The sequence below is a fragment of the Tsuneonella suprasediminis genome (assembly GCF_003605755.1).
Classification (GTDB): Bacteria; Pseudomonadota; Alphaproteobacteria; order Sphingomonadales; family Sphingomonadaceae; genus Tsuneonella; species Tsuneonella suprasediminis.
Map to the genome: position 1 here is coordinate 287,910 of NZ_RAHJ01000018.1, position 19,732 is coordinate 307,641.

The window sequence follows — 19,732 nt, forward strand, 5'->3', positions numbered from 1 at the left end:
CGCCGCGATGTTGCCTAGCTGTAAAGCGCGTTCGACAGCGCCTGTTCGGCAATCCGCAATGTCGTGCGAACGCTGTCGTGCGGCAAGACCGGGGCTGGCGCTGTCCGCTTGCTGATCTGCGGAGGGTGCGAAGTGTAAGTGGCCACAGATACGCCGCGCATGGTTTCGATGGCCTGACACAACCGGTCGAACCGGCGGCAGAGGATGCGGTTGACCCGCAAACGGTCGCGGCAAAGCAGTTCGAAGCTGTGCGACACCAGGGTGAGGCTGGCTATATCATGGTCGCGCGCGTGGCGGATCGCGGCAGTCATCTCGCGCAGGGAAAGCGCGGTCAGCTGGCCATGGCGCAAATCGCCGTTGACCGCTTCGATGCAACCGATGGGAACCTCGATCACGCCGCAATGGCGGAGAGGGCGCCGATGTTCCGGCCCCAGAGCAATGCGGCAATCGGAGACAGCGATGCCGGGACAATGGCTGGTATCGTAAGCGATGCCGATCCGGGCCAGCGCCCGCAACGTATCGTCGTTGGCACCATAGTTGCCTGCACGAAAAGCGACTGGCGCAGGCGCCCCGGCGGCGATCAGCGTATCGCGGGCATAGGTCAGGATTTCCACCTGATCCGCAAGCGTGAAATCGCGCATATTGCGGCCCGTGCGATTGCCCAGTGGGTTGGCATCACCGGCGATATCCAGCCATTCGGGGTGGCAGTGGAGCTGAACATCGTGCCCGCGATCGACGATCGGGCCAACCACATCGGCAATCGCCTGCACGCCCCATATCAGCGCGGGCATCGGGTCGACGAAGAACGCGCCCCGGTGGCCATGCCGTTCGAGCACATCCATCTGATAGGCAATGCCCGCTTCGCCCCCGGCAACGTCGCCTGCGATCATGCGGCGGAAGTTCTCCTCTCGCGATACAGCGTCAGGTTCTGCTGCCAGTGCCGAGGAATACTCGGTATCGATAGTGAGATAGACCACAGTCATAACGCAAGAAGGCGTGCCGCCCCGTTTGTTCCCCCCAAGAGCTCTGGTGCCAGAGGGTAGCGTACAGTGGTTAACCGAGGGTTTGCAACACCTTCAGATGCCGCCAGGGGTGAAATCGTGCCCTGCGGTGGCCAGCCCGTCGCACAGGCTGTCGATACAGCTTCTGAGGGTGTCCGCGTCGGTCGAACGGATCACGAAATTGGCGCCGGTGCGCCCTTCGCGGAAGAACGGGTAACTGCCGATCTGCGCGTTATCGTGCGCCTTCTCCACCTCGCGAAGCAGGTCGGCCACTTCGCTTTCCGCGACCCAGCAGCCGACCGTTTCGGTCAGCAATGGCGCGCCGCCTTCCAGTGTACCGGTCAACGCATCGAGCATTCCGGCGGTAATGTGCGGCACACCGGCCATCATGAACAGATTGCCGATGCGAATACCCGGCGCACCCGACATGCGGTTGGGAATCAGTTCCGCCCCTTGCGGCACACGCGCCATACGCAGGCGCGCATCGGTCAGTTCGGTGCCCTTGCTGGCATAATACCGTTCGAGCATGGCCCGCGCTTCCGGGTGGATGACCACCGGCACACCCAGCGCACGGGCAATGGCATCGACGGTGATGTCGTCGTGCGTGGGGCCGATGCCGCCGGTGGTGAACAGGTAGTCGTTGGCAGCGCGCAAGGCGTTGACCGCTTCCACGATCCGTTCTTCGATATCGGGTACCACGCGCACTTCCGACAGGCGGATGCCTTGCACCTGCAGCCAGGTGGCGACCTGGGCGATGTTCTTGTCGTGCGTGCGGCCCGACAGGATTTCATCCCCGATGATAACAAGTCCGGCGGTCCAGATGCGTTCGGCTGCGGTCATGCCCGATGCGCTAACCCAAATTCTCCCGCTTGCCTACTCTGCTGCCTCCAGCTGCTGTTGCGTGCGTTGATCGACATGATCGAAGCGCATGATGCCGTCGTCGATGGGCGCTTCGGCCAGTGCCTTCTTGTCGACGCGGTAATCCTGATTAAGCCGCCAGGGCAAAGTGGTTGCACTTTTGGGCATCAGGTGTTTGCCGCGCTGGATATAGCCGCTGGAAAAATCGAACAGATCTTCTTCCTCCAGCCCGTGATCGTCTGCCAGATAAGGCATCGCGACATTGGCGCCGACGGCGTCCATGTGATTGAGTACCTTGCAGACATATTCGGAGTTGATATCGGCCCGCAGAGTCCAGCTTGCGTTGAGATACCCGAACACAACCGCCAGATTCGGCAGGTTGGAGAACATGCATCCCTTGTAATAGAACCGCTGCGCGAAATCGACCGGCGTACCATCCTGACTGACGGTGATTTTGCCAGCAACCGCCAGTCGCAAGCCGGTCGCCGTCACGATGATATCGGCGGGCAGATGCCGTCCGTCTTTCAGCTTCACACCGGTGGCATCGAAGCTGTCGATATGGGCAGTGACGACTTGCGCCTTGCCGCGCTTCATCGCTTCGAACAGATCGTTGTCGGGCACCAGACAGAGTCGCTGATCCCACGGGTCGTAGGGCGGGGTGAACGACGCGGGATCGTAGTGATCGCCCAGCGCCTTCTGAATCTTCTTATGCAGGAACTGTTTGACCTTCTCCGGCTTGTTGCGCGCCGTCTTGAAGCTCTTGTCCTGCATGAACACGTTCTTCCAGCGGGTGATCTTGTAGGCGGTTTCCTCTGGCAGAATCCTGCGGAGGAAATTGGCCAGCGCATCCTTCGCCGGGCGGGAGAACATCCACGTCGGCGTCCGCTGCAGCATCGTCACGCTGGCTGCCTTGTCCGCCATCGAGGGAACGAGAGTAACCGCTGTCGCACCCGAGCCGACCACGACCACGTTCTTGCCGGTGTAATCGAGATCGTCCGGCCAGAACTGCGGGTGGACCACCTGTCCCTGAAATGCGGAGAAATCGAAGCCCGCATCATAGGGGTCGTCGTAATCGTAGTATCCCGTGCCGAGATAGAGCCAGTTGGCGGTGATTGTCTGGCGCGATCCGCCTTTGTCGACGACCAGTTCCCAGCAGGCCCGATCCGAATGCCAGTTGGCGGAAACGACCTTGGTGCCCAGCGATATCTTCTGCCGGATGCCGCGTTCGTCCACGATGCGGTTCAGGTATTCGAGGATCGACGGGCCATCGGCAATCGACTTCTCATGCCTCCACGGTTCGAACACGAAGCCGAGGGTGTGCATGTCGCTGTCAGAGCGGATGCCGGGATAGCGGAACAGATCCCATGTCCCGCCAAGGTTCTCGCGCGCCTCCAGAATGGCGTAGTCCCGCCCCGGGCACATCATTTCCAGATGAGCCGCCATGCCGATGCCGGAAATCCCGGCGCCGACGATCAATACATCGTGGTCGCAAGCCGTTTTGGCCATTGTATCTCTCCCTATCACGGGGAAGGTAACTCGATTGGTTGCATCGTGCAATTGAATCTGCACGGCGTATTGCTCCATAGCGTGGGGAATGACCGATTCCTCCGCTCGCTGGCAGTTCTGGATCGATCGCGGGGGGACATTCACCGATGTCGTCGCGCGCGATGTCGATGGCGCGGTTCACACTGCCAAGCTGCTGTCCGAAGACCCTGCACATTATACCGATGCCGCTATCGAGGCGATGCGGCGGCTGACCGGGGTACGCGAAGGGCCGCTGCCGCCTGCCGATATCCGCATCGGTACGACAATTGCGACCAACGCCTTGCTCGAACGCAAGGGTGAGCCGGTATTGCTGGCGATTACCCAGGGGTTCGGGGATGCGTTGGCAATAGGGACGCAGGAGCGGCCCGACATCTTCGCGCGCCGGATCGACAAGCCCGAACCATTGCCCGCCGAAGTGCTGGAGATCGACGAGCGCGTCACCGCCGATGGGAAAGTGCTGCAGCCGCTTGACCGGGCGGCTGCACTTGCCGGGCTGAAAGCAGCGCGTGCACGGGGCCTCCGGGCCGTGGCGATCGCGCTGATGCACGGGTATCGTTACACCGCGCACGAGCAGGCGCTGGCTGAACTGGCGGCCGAGGCGGGCTTCACTGAAATCGCGGTCAGCCACCGGGTATCTGCGCTGGCCAAGCTGATCGGGCGCGCCGACACGACTGCGGTCGATGCCTATCTCTCCCCGGTTCTGCGCGCCTATGTTGATCGGTTGACCACCGCGCTGGGGGCAGGTCATGATCCCTTGTTCATGCAATCGAATGGCGGGCTGACAGCGGCCAGTGCGTTGCGCGGCAAGGATGCTATCCTTTCCGGCCCGGCGGGCGGGATTGTCGGTATGGCGCAGACCGCCAAAGCCGCCGGGTTCGACCGTGTTATCGGGTTCGACATGGGGGGCACTTCGACCGATGTCTCGCTGTTCGCCGGGGAGTATGAGCGCGACAATGAAAATCGCGTGGCCGGGGTGCGGGTGCGTGCGCCGATGCTGCGGATTCATACTGTTGCCGCTGGCGGCGGATCGGTGTGCCGGTTCGATGGGGCACGTTTCCTTGCCGGCCCGGAAAGCGCCGGTGCGCAGCCGGGGCCGGCCTGTTATCGGCAAGGCGGACAACTGACCGTGACCGACTGCAACCTTCTGCTGGGCAAGTTGCAGCCTGCATTCTTCCCGGCGGTGTTCGGGGACAAGGCCGACGAGCCGCTCGACCATGCCGCCGCCGAAGCGCGGATGGACGCGGTGCTCGATCAGGTGGAGGCCGCCACCGGTCGACGGATGAGCAGGGAAGAGGCCGCCGCAGGCTTCATCGCTGTCGCAGTTGCCAGCATGGCCGGGGCAATTCGTTCGATCTCTGTAGCGCGCGGGCACGATGTCGCACGGTTCGCGCTGAACTGTTTTGGCGGCGCGGGTGGGCAACATGCTTGCCTGGTGGCCGATGCGCTGGGGATCGGTACCGTGCTGATGCATCCGCTGTCGGGCGTATTGTCTGCCTATGGCATGGGTCTGGCAGACCGGCGCGCTGTGCGCGAAGCGACATTGGCGGTGCCGCTGGACGACTGTAGCGATGCGCTGGAGGAAGCCACCGCCCGTTTGTCAGCCGAAGCGCGTGTCGAACTGGAGCGGCAGGGCATCGTCGCCCGCCGGATCGAAATTCGGGGCGAAGCGCATATCCGGCTCGCCGCGGGCGATAGCGCTATTGCCGTTCCGCTGGGCGATATGGCGGCTATGCGCGATGCCTTCGGGGCGGCCCATCGGGCGCGGTTTGGATACGATACGAGCGCGCCGCTTGTGCTCGAAACCCTGCGGATCGAAGCGGTTGCGCCGACCGAACACGGCGATCCGCTGCAATTCGCGCACGGAACGGCAGATGCCGAACCTGCCGCCATGACGGATTGCTATATGGCTGGCGCATTGCATTCTGCACCGGTGTATCGCCGCGAAGACCTGGCGCCCGGTCAGCAGGTGACCGGCCCTGCGCTGGTGATCGATCCGGTGGCTACGCTGTCGGTGGAACCGGGCTGGTCTGCGCGACTGGCGGACTGCGGATCGCTGGTGTTGACCCGCGATGCTGCTGCACACACCGAGGCGGTGGGCACAGAAGCAGACCCGGTGCGGCTCGAAATCTTCGGCGGCCTGTTCATGGGGCTGGCCGAGGAAATGGGCGCGGCGCTGCAGCATTCGGCCAGCTCGGTCAATATTCGCGAGCGGCTCGACTTCAGTTGCGCGGTGTTCGACGCGTCGGGCAACCTGATCGCCAATGCGCCGCATATCCCGGTCCACCTCGGATCGATGGGGGACAGCGTGCGGACAGTGATCGCCAATCGCGGTGGTTCGATGCAGCCGGGCGATGCCTATGCGCTCAACGCGCCCTATGCCGGCGGCACCCACTTGCCCGATATCACTGTGATCGCACCGGTCTTCGTCGCAGGCGAACGCGTGCCGCGCTTCTTCGTCGCGGCGCGCGGGCATCATTCCGATATTGGCGGTATCGCGCCAGGTTCGATGCCTTCGGGCAGCACCTCGATCGAACAGGAAGGAATCGTGCTCGACGATGTTCTGCTGGTGGGCGAAGGACAGCTATGCGAGAGCGAGATGCGCGCCTTGCTGGCGGCAGGCGATCATCCGGCGCGCAATATCGATCAGAATATCGCCGACCTGTCCGCGCAAGTGGCTGCTTGCCGTCGCGGTGCCGCAGGGCTGCTGGGGCTTGTGGCGGACTATGGGGCGGATATCGTCAGCGCCTATATGGAACATCTGCTCGCCTTTGCCGAAAATGCAGTGCGCGATCTGCTAGGCGATCTGGCCGACGGGCATCACCGGGTGGCGATGGACAACGGTGCGGTGGTGGAAGTTGCCGTCTCGGTGGACCGGCAGGCGCGCACGGCCACAATCGATTTTTCCGGCACCAGCGATCAGTTGACGGATAACTTCAACGCGCCGCGCCCTGTCGTGCGCGCCGCATGCCTCTATGCCATCCGTACCTTGTTCGACAGTGCGATCCCGCTGAACGACGGGTTCCTGCGCCCGATCACGATTGCCATCCCCGATGGCTCGATGCTCAGCCCGGAATATCCGGCGGCCGTGGTTGCCGGGAATGTCGAAACCAGTCAGGTGATTACCGATGCCCTGCTGGGCGCATTGCGTGCGCAGGCGGGCAGTCAGGGGACAATGAACAACTTCACGTTCGGCGATGACCGTCGCCAGTATTATGAAACGATTGCCGGGGGATCGGGTGCCGGACCGGGCTTTGCCGGGGCCGATGTGGTGCAAACGCATATGACGAATTCGCGCCTGACCGACCCCGAAGTGCTGGAAGCGCGCCTTCCTGTTCTGGTGGAACAGTTCGCCGTTCGCTCAGGGTCGGGCGGTGCGGGTGAATGGCGCGGTGGGAATGGCGCGGTGCGGCGGATTGCATTCCGCGAACCGATGCATGTCAATATCCTCGCCAATCGCCGTATAGTGGCGCCTGCCGGGCTGGAAGGCGGCGATGATGGTGCGCTGGGGGCAAATCGCATCGAGCGGGCCGATGGGGCAGTCGAAACACTCTCCTCCACCGCGTCGGCAGAGATGGCGGCGGGGGACGTGTTTGTAATTGAAACGCCCGGTGGCGGCGGTTGGGGGAGTGCGCGCTGATGTGGGTTTTGCTGGGTATTGCTGTGATCGTCGCCGGGTTTGCCTTGCGGCTGAACACTTTGCTGGTGGTGGCGCTGTCAGCGCTGGTCACTGGTCTGGCCGCAGGGCTCAATCCGGTCGATGTGCTGGCTGCATTCGGCAAGGCGTTCAACGATGCGCGCTATGTCAGCGTGGTCTATCTCGTGTTGCCGGTGATTGGCATACTCGAACGCCACGGATTGCAGCAACGGGCCCGCACGGCGGTTTCCGCCTTGAAAGGCGCGACAGTCGGGCGATTGCTGATCGGATACATGCTGTTTCGGCAGGCCACCGCTGCGCTGGGCCTGACGTCGATTGCCGGGCCGGCACAGACTGTCCGCCCGCTGGTCGCTCCAATGGCGCAGGCCGCTGCCGAGCGGCAGGGTGCGGACCCGGATAGTGACCGGGTGCCTGCACTGGCCGCTGCGACCGACAATGTCGGTCTGTTTTTCGGGGAAGATATCTTCATCGCCATCGGTTCGATCCTGCTAATGAAAGGGGTACTGGAAGGGTTCGGGATAGAGGTTGAGCCGCTGCATCTGGCGATATGGGCTATTCCCACTGCGATTTGTGCCACTCTGATCCACGGATCGCGCCTGTGGCGGTTCGACCGCAAGCTGAAACGCGAAAGCGCCGCCGTTGCCGAGGTGCGGGCATGATTGGGCTCAACTTCGTCTATACCGTTGGCGGCGCTGCATTTCTTGCCTTCGCATTGCTGAGCGCGAGCGACCGGGGCAATTCCAAACGGTGGGGCAACGCCGCGTTTTATGGCTTGCTGGCGACCAGCTTCTGGGCAGGCGATCTGCTGGGCGATATCGGCAATGGCGTGCTGGTTCTGGGACTGGTGGCAGTCGCCGGATTCAAGCTGATGGGGCGCGGTACGCAGGCAACCACCACCGATACCGAGCGTGAGGCGGAAGCTAAGGCGCGGGGTAATCGGGTGTTTTTGCCCGCGCTGATTATCCCGGCGGTGGCGCTGGCGGGCACTTTGGCGTTCAAATATTTTCCAGCTGTTTTCGATAGCAAACAGGTCACGCTCGTCGGTCTGACACTGGGCGTTTTGCTTGCGTTGGCAGCATGTTACGCGTGGTTCAGGCCGCGACCGCTGACTCCGCTGGCGGAAGGAGTCCGGTTGATGGATTCGGTCGGCTGGGCTGCGGTGCTGCCGCAAATGCTCGCGAGTCTGGGGGCGGTTTTCGCGCTGGCCGGAGTAGGTGAAGTCGTTGGCGGGATCGCGCAAGGGATCATTCCCGATGGCAGCAGGCTGGGCGCGGTGGCGGTCTATGCCCTTGGAATGGCGGGCTTTACGATGGTGATGGGCAATGCCTTCGCTGCATTCCCGGTGATGTTCGCCGGGGTCGGGATGCCGGTGCTGGTGGGAATCTGGTCGGGCGATCCGATCAAAGTGGCGGCGATTGGCATGCTGGCGGGGTTCTGCGGAACGCTGATGACGCCGATGGCGGCCAATTTCAATCTCGTGCCCGCCGCTTTGCTGGAGCTAAAGGACCAGAATGCCGTGATAAAAGCGCAGATTCCCACCGCGGTCCCCTTGCTGCTGGCGAATATCGTCCTGCTCTATCTGGTCTCGTTTTTGTGATGACTTCACCACCCCCTTCACCTCCTAAAGTGCGGATGAAAATCGATCAATCGCAGGCCCGCGAATTCGCCCGGATGACGCTGAGCCATCTCACGCAGCGGTGGCCGTACAAGCTCGATCTGGTGATGTCGGGGCCAGAAGATGTCCTGCCCCCGGCGGAGATCCATCCGATCTTTCACGGCAGTTTCGATTGGCATTCCTGCGTCCACGGATATTGGCAAGTGCTTAGAATTGCGCGTCTTTATCCCGACATTCCAGAGGTGGCCGATATCCGTGTGCTGGCCGATGCGATGTTCGTGCCCGGCAAGGTAGCTGGCGAGATTGCCCGGCTCGACCGCCCCTATGCCAGCGGGTTCGAGCGGCCCTATGGCTGGGGCTGGATGCTCGCGCTGCAGGCCGAGGCGGACCGCCATTCGGCGGGTTGGGGCGATGCGCTATCGCCGCTTTCACGTCGATTTGCCTCCAATCTCACTGATTACCTGCCCAAACTGACGTATTCGATCACTGTCGGCACCCATTTCAACACTGCCTTCGCTTTGGTGCTGGCATTGGAGTGGGCAGAGACCCGCGATCCTGATCTGGCGGCACTGATCCGGCAGCGGGCACGAGACTGGTTTGCCGACCGGCAAGATTATCGCGGTTGGGAACCGGGGGGCGACGAATTCCTGTCGCCCGCGCTGACCGCGGCGTTGCTGATGAGCCGGGTGATGGAGCGGGCGGAGTTCGCGCAATGGTTCGCGGCGTTTCTGCCCGATGCCCAGCGGGGCGAACCGGCGATGCTGTTCGAGCCGGTGCATGTCTCTGACCGGACCGATGGCAAGATCGCGCATCTCGACGGGCTGAACCTCAGCCGGGCGTGGTGCTGGCGACAGATCGGCTTCGCGTTGGGAGAGGCAGAGCGGTTCGAGCCGGTGGCGGCGGCGCATATCGCCGCCAGCCTGCCGCATATCGGGGAAGATTACATGGGCAGCCACTGGCTCGCCAGCTTTGCCCTGCTGGCGCTGGAAAGCTGACCGCGGCGAAGCGCAGCTATCCCCGCTGGCGCAACATGCGCCACACCACCACCGCCGCCAGCGCGCCGCCCAGTATGTTGGCGGCGAGTTCGGCGGTGTAGATCGCTGCCGGGCCCCATGCCGGCCGCAAGACCCAGGCCACCGGCAGCATGACGAGGAACACCCGCGCCGCGCTCTGCGCCAATGAATAAGTCGCCTTGCCCACGGCATTGAGCGCGCCATTGGCGACGATCAGCAATCCGAACCCGGCGTAGCCCCATGCCGCGATCCGCAGATAGCTGTCGAATTCGTGGATCACCGCCGGATCGCTGGTGAATATCTGCGCGAACCACTGGCCCGCCGCGAACAATACCACGGCGAGCAACAGGCCATAACCGATGCAGAACACCCCCGCTTCCAGCATCGCCAGCCGCGCGCGGTCGGGCCGGTTGGCACCCCAGTTCTGGCCGACGATAGCGCCGATGGAGGCGGACAGCGCCAGCAGCGGCACCGTGGCGAAGCTCTGCAACCTGCCCGCCGCACCATACCCGGCGACCGCGGCATCGCCCTGAGTAGCGAGCAGCGCAGTCAGGATAGAAAGGCCGATAGGATTGATCGCATTCGAAAACGAAGCAGGCGCAGCCACTTTCATGATTTCGCGGATCGAGGCGCCCAGCGGGGCATCGCGCAGCAGCCTGAACCCGATGGGCAGTGCCGTGCTGCGGATCAGCCACAGCGCCAGCACGATGCCGATCACCCAGCCCAGCACAGTCGCCCATGCTGCCCCGGCGACCCCCATCGCAGGTATGCCGAACCCGCCATTGATGAGCAGCGGGTCGAGCGCCCAGTTGGCGACCGAATAACCGATGGCGATAATCGATGCTCTGTTCGCTTCGCCCTGTGCCCGCAACACGCCGTTGAGGCCCATCTGGAACAACAGCAGCGGCACCCCCATCGCATAGGGCACCATGTACTGGCGGATCAGCGGCATCAGTGCATCGGATGCCTGCATCAGCGAAAACAGCGGATCGAGCAGGAAATAGAGCGCCAGCCCCATCGCCGCGCCCAGTACCAGTGCGAAGGCGGCCCCGGCATGGGCGCGTTCGGCGGCCAGAATCATGTCGCCTGCGCCGATGGCGCGCGAGACGACCGAATTGATCCCCACCATCACCCCGACGCCCAGGCTGGCGAGCGCGATCGTGATCGGGAAGATAAACGATACCGCCGCCAGTTCGGCGCTGCCGAGATGGCCGATGAAATAGGCATCGATCAGGCCGACCGACATCATCGCCGCCGATCCGATAATCATCGGTACGGTCTGTGTTACCAGGTGGCCCCGAATGCTCCCACGTGTCAGTCTGGCCGCCTTGCTCATTGTCAGGCGCGATAGCGTGTGGCCGCCGCCGGGCCAAGCCGCTTGTGTCTGTTACCTGTGGTAGGATAAGTATCGAGCGAAAACCGAATACCTGCACAACGAATGCAGAACGAATGCACAATGCACGCACGAGGAGAGAAACGCCGTGGCCACTCAGTTGAAACCCCGCATGGAATGCAGCGACGCCGAATGGGAAGCGCGGCAGGATCTGGCCGCATGTTATCGCATTTTCGATCTGCTCGGCTGGTCGGAATCGATTTACAACCACATCAGCGTGAAAGTGCCGGGGGAAGACAACGCGTTTCTTATCAACCCGTTCGGGCTGCTTTACGATGAAGTGACCGCCAGCAATCTGGTGAAGATCGATATCGACGGCAACGTGCTGTCGGGCAATTACCCGGTCAACAAGGCGGGTTTCACCCAGCACGCCTATTTCCACCGCCATCTCGATTGGGCGCACGCGATCTGCCACACCCACACGACCGAGGCGATGGCGGTATCGAGCCACAAGGGCGGCCTGCTGCCGATCAGTTTCTATGCCTGCAATTTTCAGGGCCAGATCGGCTATCACGATTTCGAAGGCGTCACCGTGCGCGAGGAGGAAGGAGAGCGGCTGCTGGCCAACCTTGGCCAGAAACGTGTGCTGATGCTGCGCAATCACGGGCCGGTGGTGCTGGGGCGGACATTGCCCGAGATGTTCGTGCAGGCATGGGCATTGCAGCGGGCTTGCGAAATTCAGGTGGCGACACTGGCGCAGGGCGAACCGGTCACTGTACCGCAGGATGTGATCGATGTGCACCAGCGCGATCTGGGGCAGGTCAGTTTGCCCGGCGGGCCGGGCGCGGCCGATTTCGCCGCGTGGAAGCGCAAGATCGACCGGATCGACCCGAGCTGGCGCGAATAAGGCTGGCATCGCGGGGTTCTGAACGGATAGAGGGGGCGCCATGCCTGGCATGACTGTCAACGGGCGCCCGGTGCGCTTCGATCTCGATCCCAAGACCCCGCTGCTCCACGCCCTGCGCGAAGCGGCCAACCTCACCGGCACCAAATACGGGTGCGGGGTGGGCGATTGCCATGCCTGCACCGTGATCGTCGACGGGGAGGCGCTGCGAAGCTGCCTGATCACCATTGCCGAGGCGGAAGGCCGCTATATCACCACGATAGAGGGGCTGGCGCGCGACCGGTCGCATCCGGTGCAGCAAGCGCTGGTGGCCGAACAGGCGATTCAGTGCGGGTTTTGCACCCCCGGCATTGTGATGGCGGCGGCGGCCCTATTGAAAGCGAACGCCAACCCGACCGAAGAGGATATTCGCGCGGCATTGCCCAACTTGTGCCGCTGCGGGGTCTATCCCCGGCTGGTGCGGGCGATCCAGCGGGCAGGGCGCGTCGCCCGCCGTGAAGAAACCATCAGCGCGGCCCCGGCACCGGGCATCAGCGCGCAGGATGCGGGCAAGGCGGTGCCCGCGATGGCTGCGCCGAAAGACTGATCTGCCGATAGCGCCGGGCCGGGCAGGGCGGATCGCCGGTTGCGGGCCGCCGGTCGCGGATCTGGGGCTGCGGTGGACGCGAAATGAACGCTTTCCTACAGCGGCCTTGCCGGGATAGGGGACATTTATGGATGCCGTGCCTGCCATCGTTCGTTTGCCGTTTCATCTGTTTCGCACGCGGCGGGCCGACAGGCACCCTTGTGCGCTATGGCGGCAATACCCGCGATGATACCGCACCGGGACGAGGAACGGCACCATCGCGGGGTGCCTGCGGGACGGAGTATCGCGTGGCAGCGTCAAATTTCCACACGCACCCGAATACAGGCAAGCAGGTAGTGTGGCCCTTATTATTGCGATTAAATCGCAATAGCAATACTCATTATCGCCTTTGCGTAAAAATGGCGCTTCGCTAGGGCGGCGGAGAAGGAGAACTGCGCATGAAAGCCACGATCTGGCACAATCCCAATTGCAGCAAGTCGCGCCTCGCGCTGGAAACCCTGCAGGCGCGTGACGGGGTGGAGGTGGAGGTTATCCAGTACCTCAAAAATCCGCCCACGCGGGAAAAGCTGGCGCAGCTCTATCGCGATGCCGGGATGGCCGCGCGCGACGGCCTGCGGACCACGGGCACCGACGCGAAAGAGCGCGGCCTGACAGAAAGGGATGACGATACCGTGCTCGATGCGATGGTGGCCGATCCCAGGCTGATCGAACGCCCGCTGGTGGAAACGGACAAGGGCGTGCGCCTGTGCCGCCCGCCTGAAAAGATCGAAGAGATTTTGTAACCGCGCCTGGCGGCCTCCCTCGCTCTGTCGCCGTGATGCAGAGTGGGGGGGCAGGCCGGGGGAGAGAGTGGCGCGTCAGTCCGCCTCTTCGTGGCGGGCTTCCAGAATCGCGTCCGGCTCCAGCCAGCGCCAGCCGACCACGAACACGCTCAGGCACAGCGCGCAGATGGATGCGAAGCCCAGCCATTGGTGATGGCCGTACAGCCACACGCCGATGGCCGGGGCAATGACATAGGCCGCGCCGTTGACCGACGCGACCACGCCGCCAATCTGCCCCTGTTCGCGCCGGGTGACCGCCAGCGATGCCCCGGCCGTGAAGCCGGGCCGGTAAAGCCCATACCCGAGCGAGGCGATGGAGAAGCCCAGCGTGATCGGCTGCAAAGTGTCCGCCGCGGCGAAGATGATCACCCCCACCGTCGCCAGTGCCATGCCCCACATCGTCGATGCGCGCGGGCCGAGCCGCAGCATCGGGATCAGCCCCCATTGGGCCAGCAAAGTCGCCCCTGCGCCGCACATCAGCACGATGCCGATCGAACTGGCGCCTGCATCGGGATCGGCCCGCAGATGCAGCCGGTCGAGAATGAAAAAGCCGATGATCCCCAGCGTCATCGCCTGCGCGTGCCCGCCCAGCAGGCCCGACACCAGCCAGGGGCGCAGGCGCACATCGCCCCACCGCAGATGCGGGATCGGGGTGGTATCGTTGCTGTCTTCGTCATCCGACGTGTCTTTGCCGAGGCCGGGATTGGCACTGGCGCTGAACGGCGCGGCGGTGATCGATCCGCGCGCGGCATAACTCGGCGCGTCGTCGGGCAGGCGCAGGCGCAAGGCGATCAGCACGACGATGCCGATGATGGCGAATACCAGAAACGGGCCGACCAGCCCTGTCATCGGGAACACCAGCAACGGCGCCAGTGCAGGCCCGATCACTGTGCCCAGTCCGAAACTGGAAGCGATCACCGCCATCGCCTGTGTCCGTTCGGCGCGCGGTGTGCGGCTGGCGACATAGGCCTGCACCGCCGGCGGCGCGGCAGAGCCGAACCCGCCATAAAGGCTGCGCGCCGCCGCAAACAGCAGCAGAGTCCACAATGCAGGCAAAGCGCCGGCCAGCCCGAACCACAGGACTATGCCGCACAGGGCAAAGCTGGCGATAAAGCCGATCAGGCCGATGGCCATCATCGCCTTGCGCCCGCGATGGTCCGACCGGCGGGCCCACATCGGGGCGCAGATCACCCACAGCAATGCCGACCAGGTATAGGCCAGGCTGATCCACACATCGGCCACGCCCAGTTCGGTGCCGATCGATGGCATCACCGATTGCATCGCGGTGTTGCCCGCTGCCGTCACCAGCATCACCATGAACAGCAATGCCATCCGCGCAGGCGGAATGTGCCGGGCTATCGGGGGCGGCGGCGGCGAGGGCGCAGGTGGGGGCGCAGGCGCGGGCGCAGGTGGGGGTAATGGGGCGTCTTCGCGCATATCACCCGGCTACCCGTGGTTGGCAGCGCTTGCAATGCGCGCGCGAATTTGCAAGTGCGAACCTATCCGATCGGCCCGTCGTTTGCAGGGTCGCAGATACGGGACACAATAAACCTTGAACGAAGTGAACGAGTTGGCGCTGCGCCGTGAAGAAGGCCTCGGCCGCAAGCTGAGTCGCTATCTTGGCCAGTGGGGGGTATTCTTTCGCGGCTTCGTCGAACATCCGCGTATGGTTGGTTCGATCATCCCGTCTTCGCGGTTCACGATCGCCAAGATGCTGGCCCCGGTGAAATGGGACGAATGCAAGCTGTTCGTCGAATATGGGCCGGGTGTGGGCACGTTCTGCCTGCCTGTGCTGGAACGCCTGCGGCGCGACGGCACGCTGATCGTAATCGATACCAACCCGCTGTACATCGATTATCTCAACCGCACGATTTCGGACAGCCGGTTTCGCGCTGTGCTCGGCTCTGCCGAAGATGTCGAAGATATCGTGAAGGCGCACGGGTTCGATCAGGCGGATTATGTCCTGTCGGGCCTGCCGTTCTCGACTCTGCCCGATGGCGTCGGTCCGGCGATTGCCGCCGCCACTTATCGCGTGATCCGCCCCGGCGGCGCGTTCCTGGTCTATCAGTTTTCCGCGGCGGCGCGTGATTTTATGGCCAAACACTTCAAACACATCGACAGCGGGTTCGAACCGCTCAACGTGCTGCCGTGCCAGTTGTTCTGGGGCTGGAAAGACTAACGCCAGTCGCGATTGCGGCGCAGTGCGGTCAATGGATTGCCACGTCGCCTGAAGGTTCCCCGCAATGGCGTGGGGGTGGGGCGCGTGACAGTCTCGATCAGCCATCGGCAGTACGCGGCCCCTGCTCCCGAACCAAACCCACTCCGTGCCTTCGCGCCTTCGTGTGACAAGCTTCCACCCAACGTTTCCGTCCATCGCAGCGGTTGCGATAAAGGCGAGGGTGGGGCATGGCCGCCGGCCAATCGGTTTCCGCCATTACATCGTCACCCCGGACTTGATCCGGGGTCCAGCTTCCACTGGTGCCGCGCTGGAAGAATAGCGGGGCCCCGGATCAAGTCCGGGGCGACGTTGGTGGGGAGTGGGGCCGTTCCGCTTTATATCGCCTTCGTGCCTGCCGCGTCACCGTGGCCCTTTGAGCGAGGGGCCAGACTACCCCGCACCCGCACTGCCACTCGTCATTGCGAACGCAGTGAAGCAATCCATGGACCGAGGGTGCGGCCCGCCACGTCGGTTGTGGCGCGGTGGGGGTGCGGTCAATGGATTGCCACGTCGCCTGCGGCTCCTCGCAATGACGAGGGGGGGACGCGCGACAGTATCGATCAGCCATCGGCAGTACGGCCCCTGCTCCTAAACCAAACCCACTCCGTGCCTTCGCGCCTTCGTGTGACAAGCTTCCACCCAACGTTTCCGTCCATCGCAGCGGTTGCGATAAAGGCGAGGGTGGGGCATGGCCGCCGGCCAATCGGTTTCCGCCATTACATCGTCACCCCGGACTTGATCCGGAGTCCAGCTTCCACTGGTGCCGCGCTGGAAGAATAGCAGGGCCCCGGATCAAGTCCGGGGCGACGTTGGTGGGGGGTGGGGCCGTTCCGCTTTGCCTCGCCTCCGCGCCTGTCCCGGCATTCACCGGCACCACTCGTCATTGCGAATGCAGTGAAGCAATCCATGAACTGAGGGTGCGGCCCGCCACGTCGGTTGTGGCGGGGGAGAGGTGTGGTCAATGGATTGCCACGTCGCCTGCGGCTCCTCGCAATGACGAAGGCGCGCGGGGGCTAATCGACTTCCTCCGCCCACATCGTCACTCAGCCCGCCCCTCAATCACAAAAGGCGTGTTATGCGTGGTTGCCGATCAGTCGAAGGTTTCGCTGACCGCTTCGGGCGATCCGCCGGTCAGCTGGCGATGGATCGCGGCCAGCACGGCCAGCAGCAGAGTGACCCACACGCTGTTCATCAGGCCGGAAACGATCGCCTGCCCGATGGTCGCGACTTCGGGGCCGCCAATCGCGAGGATCAGGCCCACGACCAGCCCGATCACCGAACCGACCACTGCGATGGCCAGCACCAGCAGCATCAGGAACAGGAAGATACGCAGGCTGTTGCCCTTGGTCAGGCGCCACGAACGGCGCAGCGCGGCAATCGGGTTGGATACCCGTTCGATGGCGATCACCGGGGCGACCATCACGAATTTCACGAATACGTAAACCGCCAGCACCACCAGCGCGAGCCCGACAATGACAGCAGCGGCAACCGAACCGGCGGCCCCGATGGCAATCGGCACGATCATCAGCAGGCCCATCGCGAACCCGACCAGCAGTTGCGCGATCAGATAGGGCACGAACAGCTTCGCCCCGATGGCCAGCGCTTCACCCACAGTGGGGCGGCGGCGGTCGGTCAGCAGAGCCAGCAGGCCCAGCATGCCGATTCCCTGAACGATGGTGACCAGCACCATCACCCACCAGATCGAACCATACAACGCAGTCATCGCCTGCATCGCCGCTTCGGGGTCGGCATTGCTGGCCATGCTCGCTTCCACTTCGACCATGCGATTGCCCATCAGCAGGGCAAATGCGAAATATGGCAGGAAGAAAAACACGCCCGCGACCACCAGCATGACATCGCGATTGGCCGAAATCAGCCGGGTCGCGTCTTCCCATGCTTTGCTCATGTCGAATTTCATTTGCGGTATTCCCCTGTTTCGCGTCTTGCCTCTTGATAACCGCTGCGGGCATCGCCACGCAATCACCGATGATGGATTATCTTCCGCCAGAGATCGAATTGCGCGTATCCGGCGCGCCGGTCCCCTATCGCGAAGCGCTGGAGGAGATGGAAGCGCGCAACCGGGCGATTGCGGCCGGGCAGGCGCGTGAACTGATCTGGTTGCTGGAACATCCCCCGGTTTACACCGCCGGAACCAGCGCCACGCGCGACGAACTGCTCGATCCGCGATTCGATGTGGTCGAGGCCGGGCGGGGCGGGCGCTATACCTATCACGGGCCGGGTCAGCGGATCGGCTATGTGCTGCTCGATCTCAATCGGCGCGGGAAAGACGTGCGCTGTTTCGTCCACGGGCTGGAACAATGGGTTATCGCCGCGCTCGCCCGATTGGGGGTGGAGGCGTGGCCTGCCGATGGCCGGGTGGGGATCTGGACCCGCGATATCGACGGGCGCGAAGCGAAGATCGGCGCGATCGGGGTGCGGGTGCGGCGCTGGGTCACGATGCATGGGTTCTCAGTCAACCTGTCGCCCGATCTCACCCATTTCACCGGGATCGTACCGTGCGGGATCGACGAATTCGGGGTGACCAGTATGGAACGACTGGGCATCGTGCTTGCGCCAGGTGCCTTCGATGAGGCATTGCTGGCCGAAGCCGATGGTTTTCTCGCCCGGCTCGGCACTTGCGATACGGAAACACGATGACGTTCAAGCCTGCACTTCTTGCTCTGCCATTCCTCGCGCTCCTCGCCGCTTGCGGCGATAAAGACAGCGCGGGTGCATCGGCGGAACGTCAGACGGCGGCGGGCGAAGTTCTGCCCGGCACGATCAGCGATGAAATGCTGCCGCTCGATTCGGTGAAATCGCAATCGCCGCCGATGAAAGACAGTCCGTCTGACAAGGGCGGCACCAAGCCAGACGGGGATAGCGCCGCAACGGCAGAGGCAGACGGCGATGCGGCTGATGCGCCCGCCGCCGCTCCATCGGCCAGTCCTTCTGCCGCTGCCGCTGCCGCTGCCGCTGCCGCGCCGGAGCCGGGCATTTCGCTGGGCGATCGGGCGACCAGAGAAGACTGATCGCCCGCTTGCACCGTTCCCTTCAGGAAGTAGCGGCTTCTTCTTCCATCGTCGGATAGTCGATGTAACCTTCCGCACCCGGCATATACCAGGTTTGCGGAACACCTTTGTTCGGTGCCCATTCCGCACCGGCAGCGATGCGCGCCGGGAGATCGGGATTGGAGATGAACGGGCGGCCAAAGCTGATCGCTTCGCAACGGCCACTGACCACATCCGCCTCAGCCTCTGCCGCGGTGTAATCGCTGTTGAGCACCAGTGGGCCGGTGTAGATCTTGCGAATCATGCCATCCTGTTTGGGCACGTCGGTCCGGCCGAAGGTGCCATCCGGCCCCGGCTGGCGCAGTTCGACGAACGACAGGTTCAGATCCTGACAAACCTGTGCAGCAGCAGCGAAAGTGGTAGCGGGATGGCTATCGTCGACCCCCTGCGTTTCGCCATTGGGCGACAGCCGTACGCTGACCCGATCCGCGCCCCACACATCGATCAGCGCTTCGAGCACTTCGCGCAGGAACCGCACACGGTTTTCCGCCGGGCCACCATATTCATCGGTCCGCAAATTCGATGAATCGCGCAGGAACTGATCGACCAGATAGCCATTTGCGCCGTGCAGCTGCACGCCATCGAACCCGGCTTCCTTCGCATTGGCGGCAGCCTTGCGGTAATCTTCCACCACGCGGGCAATGTCGGCCACGCTCAGTTCGCGGGCCTGTTCGTATGGTTTGCGCCCCGTGGGGGTGTGGGCATGATCGGGCCCGGTGGTCGCGCTGGCGCTGACCGGCGGATTGCCGTCGAGGAAATCGGGGTGAACCAGACGCCCCATGTGCCACATCTGCAAAATGATTTTGCCACCTGCATCGTGCACCGCCTGAGTCACGGGTTTCCACCCTTCGACCTGTTCCGCGCTCCAGATACCGGGGGCAGAGGGCCAGCCCAGACCTTCGCGGCTGATGCCGGTGGCTTCGCTGATAATCAGCCCTGCACCGGCGCGCTGGCGGTAATATTCCACCATCATTTCGTTCGGCACAAAGCCCGGAACTGTCGCCCGCCCGCGGGTGAGCGGGGCCATGAAAATGCGGTTCTTCGCTTCGATTGCGCCTACCTTGATCGGCGTAAACAGGGCATCGTGCATCGATGGCCATCCTTTTTGCTGGTTT

Annotated in this window: 17 protein-coding genes; 10 read left to right on the forward strand and 7 right to left on the reverse strand. The window is 63.5% G+C overall.

Annotated elements, in window-relative coordinates; genetic code table 11:
* Positions 1–14: 14 nt before the first annotated feature.
* From D6858_RS07380 to D6858_RS07390, 3 genes are all read right to left on the reverse strand, one after another.
* The gene (locus tag D6858_RS07380) at positions 15–983 is read right to left on the reverse strand and encodes a polysaccharide deacetylase family protein (RefSeq protein ID WP_120108647.1); all 969 of its coding nucleotides are present in this window, start codon (positions 981–983) and stop codon (positions 15–17) included.
* A 93-nt stretch (positions 984–1,076) separates the two neighbouring features.
* The gene (locus tag D6858_RS07385; RefSeq protein WP_120108649.1) at positions 1,077–1,841 is read right to left on the reverse strand and encodes a competence/damage-inducible protein A; all 765 of its coding nucleotides are present in this window, start codon (positions 1,839–1,841) and stop codon (positions 1,077–1,079) included.
* Between the two features lie 33 nt (positions 1,842–1,874).
* Positions 1,875–3,365 (reverse strand): flavin-containing monooxygenase, encoded by a 1,491-nt coding sequence (locus tag D6858_RS07390; protein WP_120108651.1) that lies wholly within the window; start codon positions 3,363–3,365, stop codon positions 1,875–1,877.
* Between the two features lie 88 nt (positions 3,366–3,453).
* Between D6858_RS07390 and D6858_RS07395 the strand changes: the two genes are divergently transcribed.
* The 4 genes from D6858_RS07395 to D6858_RS07410 are packed head-to-tail and all read left to right on the forward strand — an operon-like array spanning position 3,454 to position 9,669.
* The gene (locus D6858_RS07395) at positions 3,454–7,041 is read left to right on the forward strand and encodes a hydantoinase B/oxoprolinase family protein (RefSeq protein ID WP_120108653.1); all 3,588 of its coding nucleotides are present in this window, start codon (positions 3,454–3,456) and stop codon (positions 7,039–7,041) included.
* Positions 7,041–7,718: a DUF969 domain-containing protein gene (locus D6858_RS07400; protein WP_120108655.1), complete on the forward strand. Its 678-nt coding sequence runs from the start codon at positions 7,041–7,043 to the stop codon at positions 7,716–7,718. The genes D6858_RS07395 and D6858_RS07400 overlap by 1 nt, the downstream gene beginning before the upstream one ends.
* Positions 7,715–8,656 (forward strand): DUF979 domain-containing protein, encoded by a 942-nt coding sequence (locus D6858_RS07405; protein WP_120108657.1) that lies wholly within the window; start codon positions 7,715–7,717, stop codon positions 8,654–8,656. Before D6858_RS07400 ends, D6858_RS07405 begins: the two co-directional genes overlap by 4 nt.
* Positions 8,657–8,691: 35 nt before the next feature.
* The gene (locus D6858_RS07410) at positions 8,692–9,669 is read left to right on the forward strand and encodes a DUF2891 domain-containing protein (protein ID WP_120108659.1); all 978 of its coding nucleotides are present in this window, start codon (positions 8,692–8,694) and stop codon (positions 9,667–9,669) included.
* Between the two features lie 16 nt (positions 9,670–9,685).
* Here D6858_RS07410 and D6858_RS07415 read toward each other — a convergent pair whose 3' ends face one another.
* On the reverse strand, positions 9,686–11,023 hold the full coding sequence (locus tag D6858_RS07415) for an MATE family efflux transporter (protein ID WP_120108661.1): 1,338 nt from the start codon (positions 11,021–11,023) through the stop codon (positions 9,686–9,688).
* Positions 11,024–11,168: 145 nt separating this feature from the next.
* Between D6858_RS07415 and D6858_RS07420 the strand changes: the two genes are divergently transcribed.
* The 3 genes from D6858_RS07420 (at position 11,169) to arsC (ending at position 13,292) form a co-directional block, all read left to right on the forward strand.
* Complete coding sequence (locus D6858_RS07420; RefSeq protein ID WP_120108663.1) at positions 11,169–11,927, forward strand: class II aldolase/adducin family protein; 759 nt, start codon at positions 11,169–11,171, stop codon at positions 11,925–11,927.
* A 40-nt stretch (positions 11,928–11,967) separates the two neighbouring features.
* The gene (locus tag D6858_RS07425) at positions 11,968–12,510 is read left to right on the forward strand and encodes a (2Fe-2S)-binding protein (RefSeq protein ID WP_120108665.1); all 543 of its coding nucleotides are present in this window, start codon (positions 11,968–11,970) and stop codon (positions 12,508–12,510) included.
* 437 nt (positions 12,511–12,947) lie between these two features.
* Entirely contained in the window at positions 12,948–13,292 is a 345-nt protein-coding gene (gene arsC, locus D6858_RS07430; protein WP_120108667.1) for an arsenate reductase (glutaredoxin), read from the forward strand.
* A gap of 75 nt (positions 13,293–13,367) precedes the next feature.
* Here arsC and D6858_RS07435 read toward each other — a convergent pair whose 3' ends face one another.
* Positions 13,368–14,768, reverse strand: coding sequence for an MFS transporter (locus D6858_RS07435; protein WP_420823822.1), 1,401 nt, complete (start codon positions 14,766–14,768; stop codon positions 13,368–13,370).
* Between the two features lie 124 nt (positions 14,769–14,892).
* On the opposite strand from D6858_RS07435, the gene D6858_RS07440 reads away from it, so the two are divergent.
* The gene (locus D6858_RS07440) at positions 14,893–15,510 is read left to right on the forward strand and encodes a class I SAM-dependent methyltransferase (protein WP_411848720.1); all 618 of its coding nucleotides are present in this window, start codon (positions 14,893–14,895) and stop codon (positions 15,508–15,510) included.
* A 1,129-nt stretch (positions 15,511–16,639) separates the two neighbouring features.
* On the opposite strand, the gene D6858_RS07445 is transcribed toward D6858_RS07440, so the two are convergent.
* Positions 16,640–17,467, reverse strand: coding sequence for a DUF7847 domain-containing protein (locus tag D6858_RS07445; protein WP_120108673.1), 828 nt, complete (start codon positions 17,465–17,467; stop codon positions 16,640–16,642).
* A gap of 68 nt (positions 17,468–17,535) precedes the next feature.
* Between D6858_RS07445 and lipB the strand changes: the two genes are divergently transcribed.
* Together lipB and D6858_RS07455 are read left to right on the forward strand one after the other, a co-directional pair.
* On the forward strand, positions 17,536–18,207 hold the full coding sequence (gene lipB, locus D6858_RS07450; RefSeq protein ID WP_120108675.1) for a lipoyl(octanoyl) transferase LipB: 672 nt from the start codon (positions 17,536–17,538) through the stop codon (positions 18,205–18,207).
* Positions 18,204–18,578 carry a hypothetical protein gene (locus D6858_RS07455; protein WP_120108677.1) on the forward strand — a complete coding sequence of 125 codons (375 nt, stop codon included), beginning with the start codon at positions 18,204–18,206 and terminating at the stop codon, positions 18,576–18,578. The genes lipB and D6858_RS07455 overlap by 4 nt, the downstream gene beginning before the upstream one ends.
* 22 nt (positions 18,579–18,600) lie before the next feature.
* On the opposite strand, the gene D6858_RS07460 is transcribed toward D6858_RS07455, so the two are convergent.
* Complete coding sequence (locus tag D6858_RS07460; RefSeq protein WP_120108679.1) at positions 18,601–19,707, reverse strand: alkene reductase; 1,107 nt, start codon at positions 19,705–19,707, stop codon at positions 18,601–18,603.
* Positions 19,708–19,732: the final 25 nt, after the last annotated feature.

Bases quoted from the DNA above. Each gene is read 5' to 3' on its own strand.
- D6858_RS07380 (WP_120108647.1), bottom strand. From the start codon at position 983: ATGACTGTGGTCTATCTCACTATCGATACCGAGTATTCCTCGGCACTG.
- D6858_RS07385 (WP_120108649.1), bottom strand. From the start codon at position 1,841: ATGACCGCAGCCGAACGCATCTGGACCGCCGGACTTGTTATCATCGGG.
- D6858_RS07390 (WP_120108651.1), bottom strand. From the start codon at position 3,365: ATGGCCAAAACGGCTTGCGACCACGATGTATTGATCGTCGGCGCCGGG.
- D6858_RS07395 (WP_120108653.1), top strand. From the start codon at position 3,454: ATGACCGATTCCTCCGCTCGCTGGCAGTTCTGGATCGATCGCGGGGGG.
- D6858_RS07400 (WP_120108655.1), top strand. From the start codon at position 7,041: ATGTGGGTTTTGCTGGGTATTGCTGTGATCGTCGCCGGGTTTGCCTTG.
- D6858_RS07405 (WP_120108657.1), top strand. From the start codon at position 7,715: ATGATTGGGCTCAACTTCGTCTATACCGTTGGCGGCGCTGCATTTCTT.
- D6858_RS07410 (WP_120108659.1), top strand. From the start codon at position 8,692: ATGAAAATCGATCAATCGCAGGCCCGCGAATTCGCCCGGATGACGCTG.
- D6858_RS07415 (WP_120108661.1), bottom strand. From the start codon at position 11,023: ATGAGCAAGGCGGCCAGACTGACACGTGGGAGCATTCGGGGCCACCTG.
- D6858_RS07425 (WP_120108665.1), top strand. From the start codon at position 11,968: ATGCCTGGCATGACTGTCAACGGGCGCCCGGTGCGCTTCGATCTCGAT.
- arsC (WP_120108667.1), top strand. From the start codon at position 12,948: ATGAAAGCCACGATCTGGCACAATCCCAATTGCAGCAAGTCGCGCCTC.
- D6858_RS07435 (WP_420823822.1), bottom strand. From the start codon at position 14,768: ATGCGCGAAGACGCCCCATTACCCCCACCTGCGCCCGCGCCTGCGCCC.
- D6858_RS07445 (WP_120108673.1), bottom strand. From the start codon at position 17,467: ATGAAATTCGACATGAGCAAAGCATGGGAAGACGCGACCCGGCTGATT.
- lipB (WP_120108675.1), top strand. From the start codon at position 17,536: ATGATGGATTATCTTCCGCCAGAGATCGAATTGCGCGTATCCGGCGCG.
- D6858_RS07455 (WP_120108677.1), top strand. From the start codon at position 18,204: ATGACGTTCAAGCCTGCACTTCTTGCTCTGCCATTCCTCGCGCTCCTC.
- D6858_RS07460 (WP_120108679.1), bottom strand. From the start codon at position 19,707: ATGCACGATGCCCTGTTTACGCCGATCAAGGTAGGCGCAATCGAAGCG.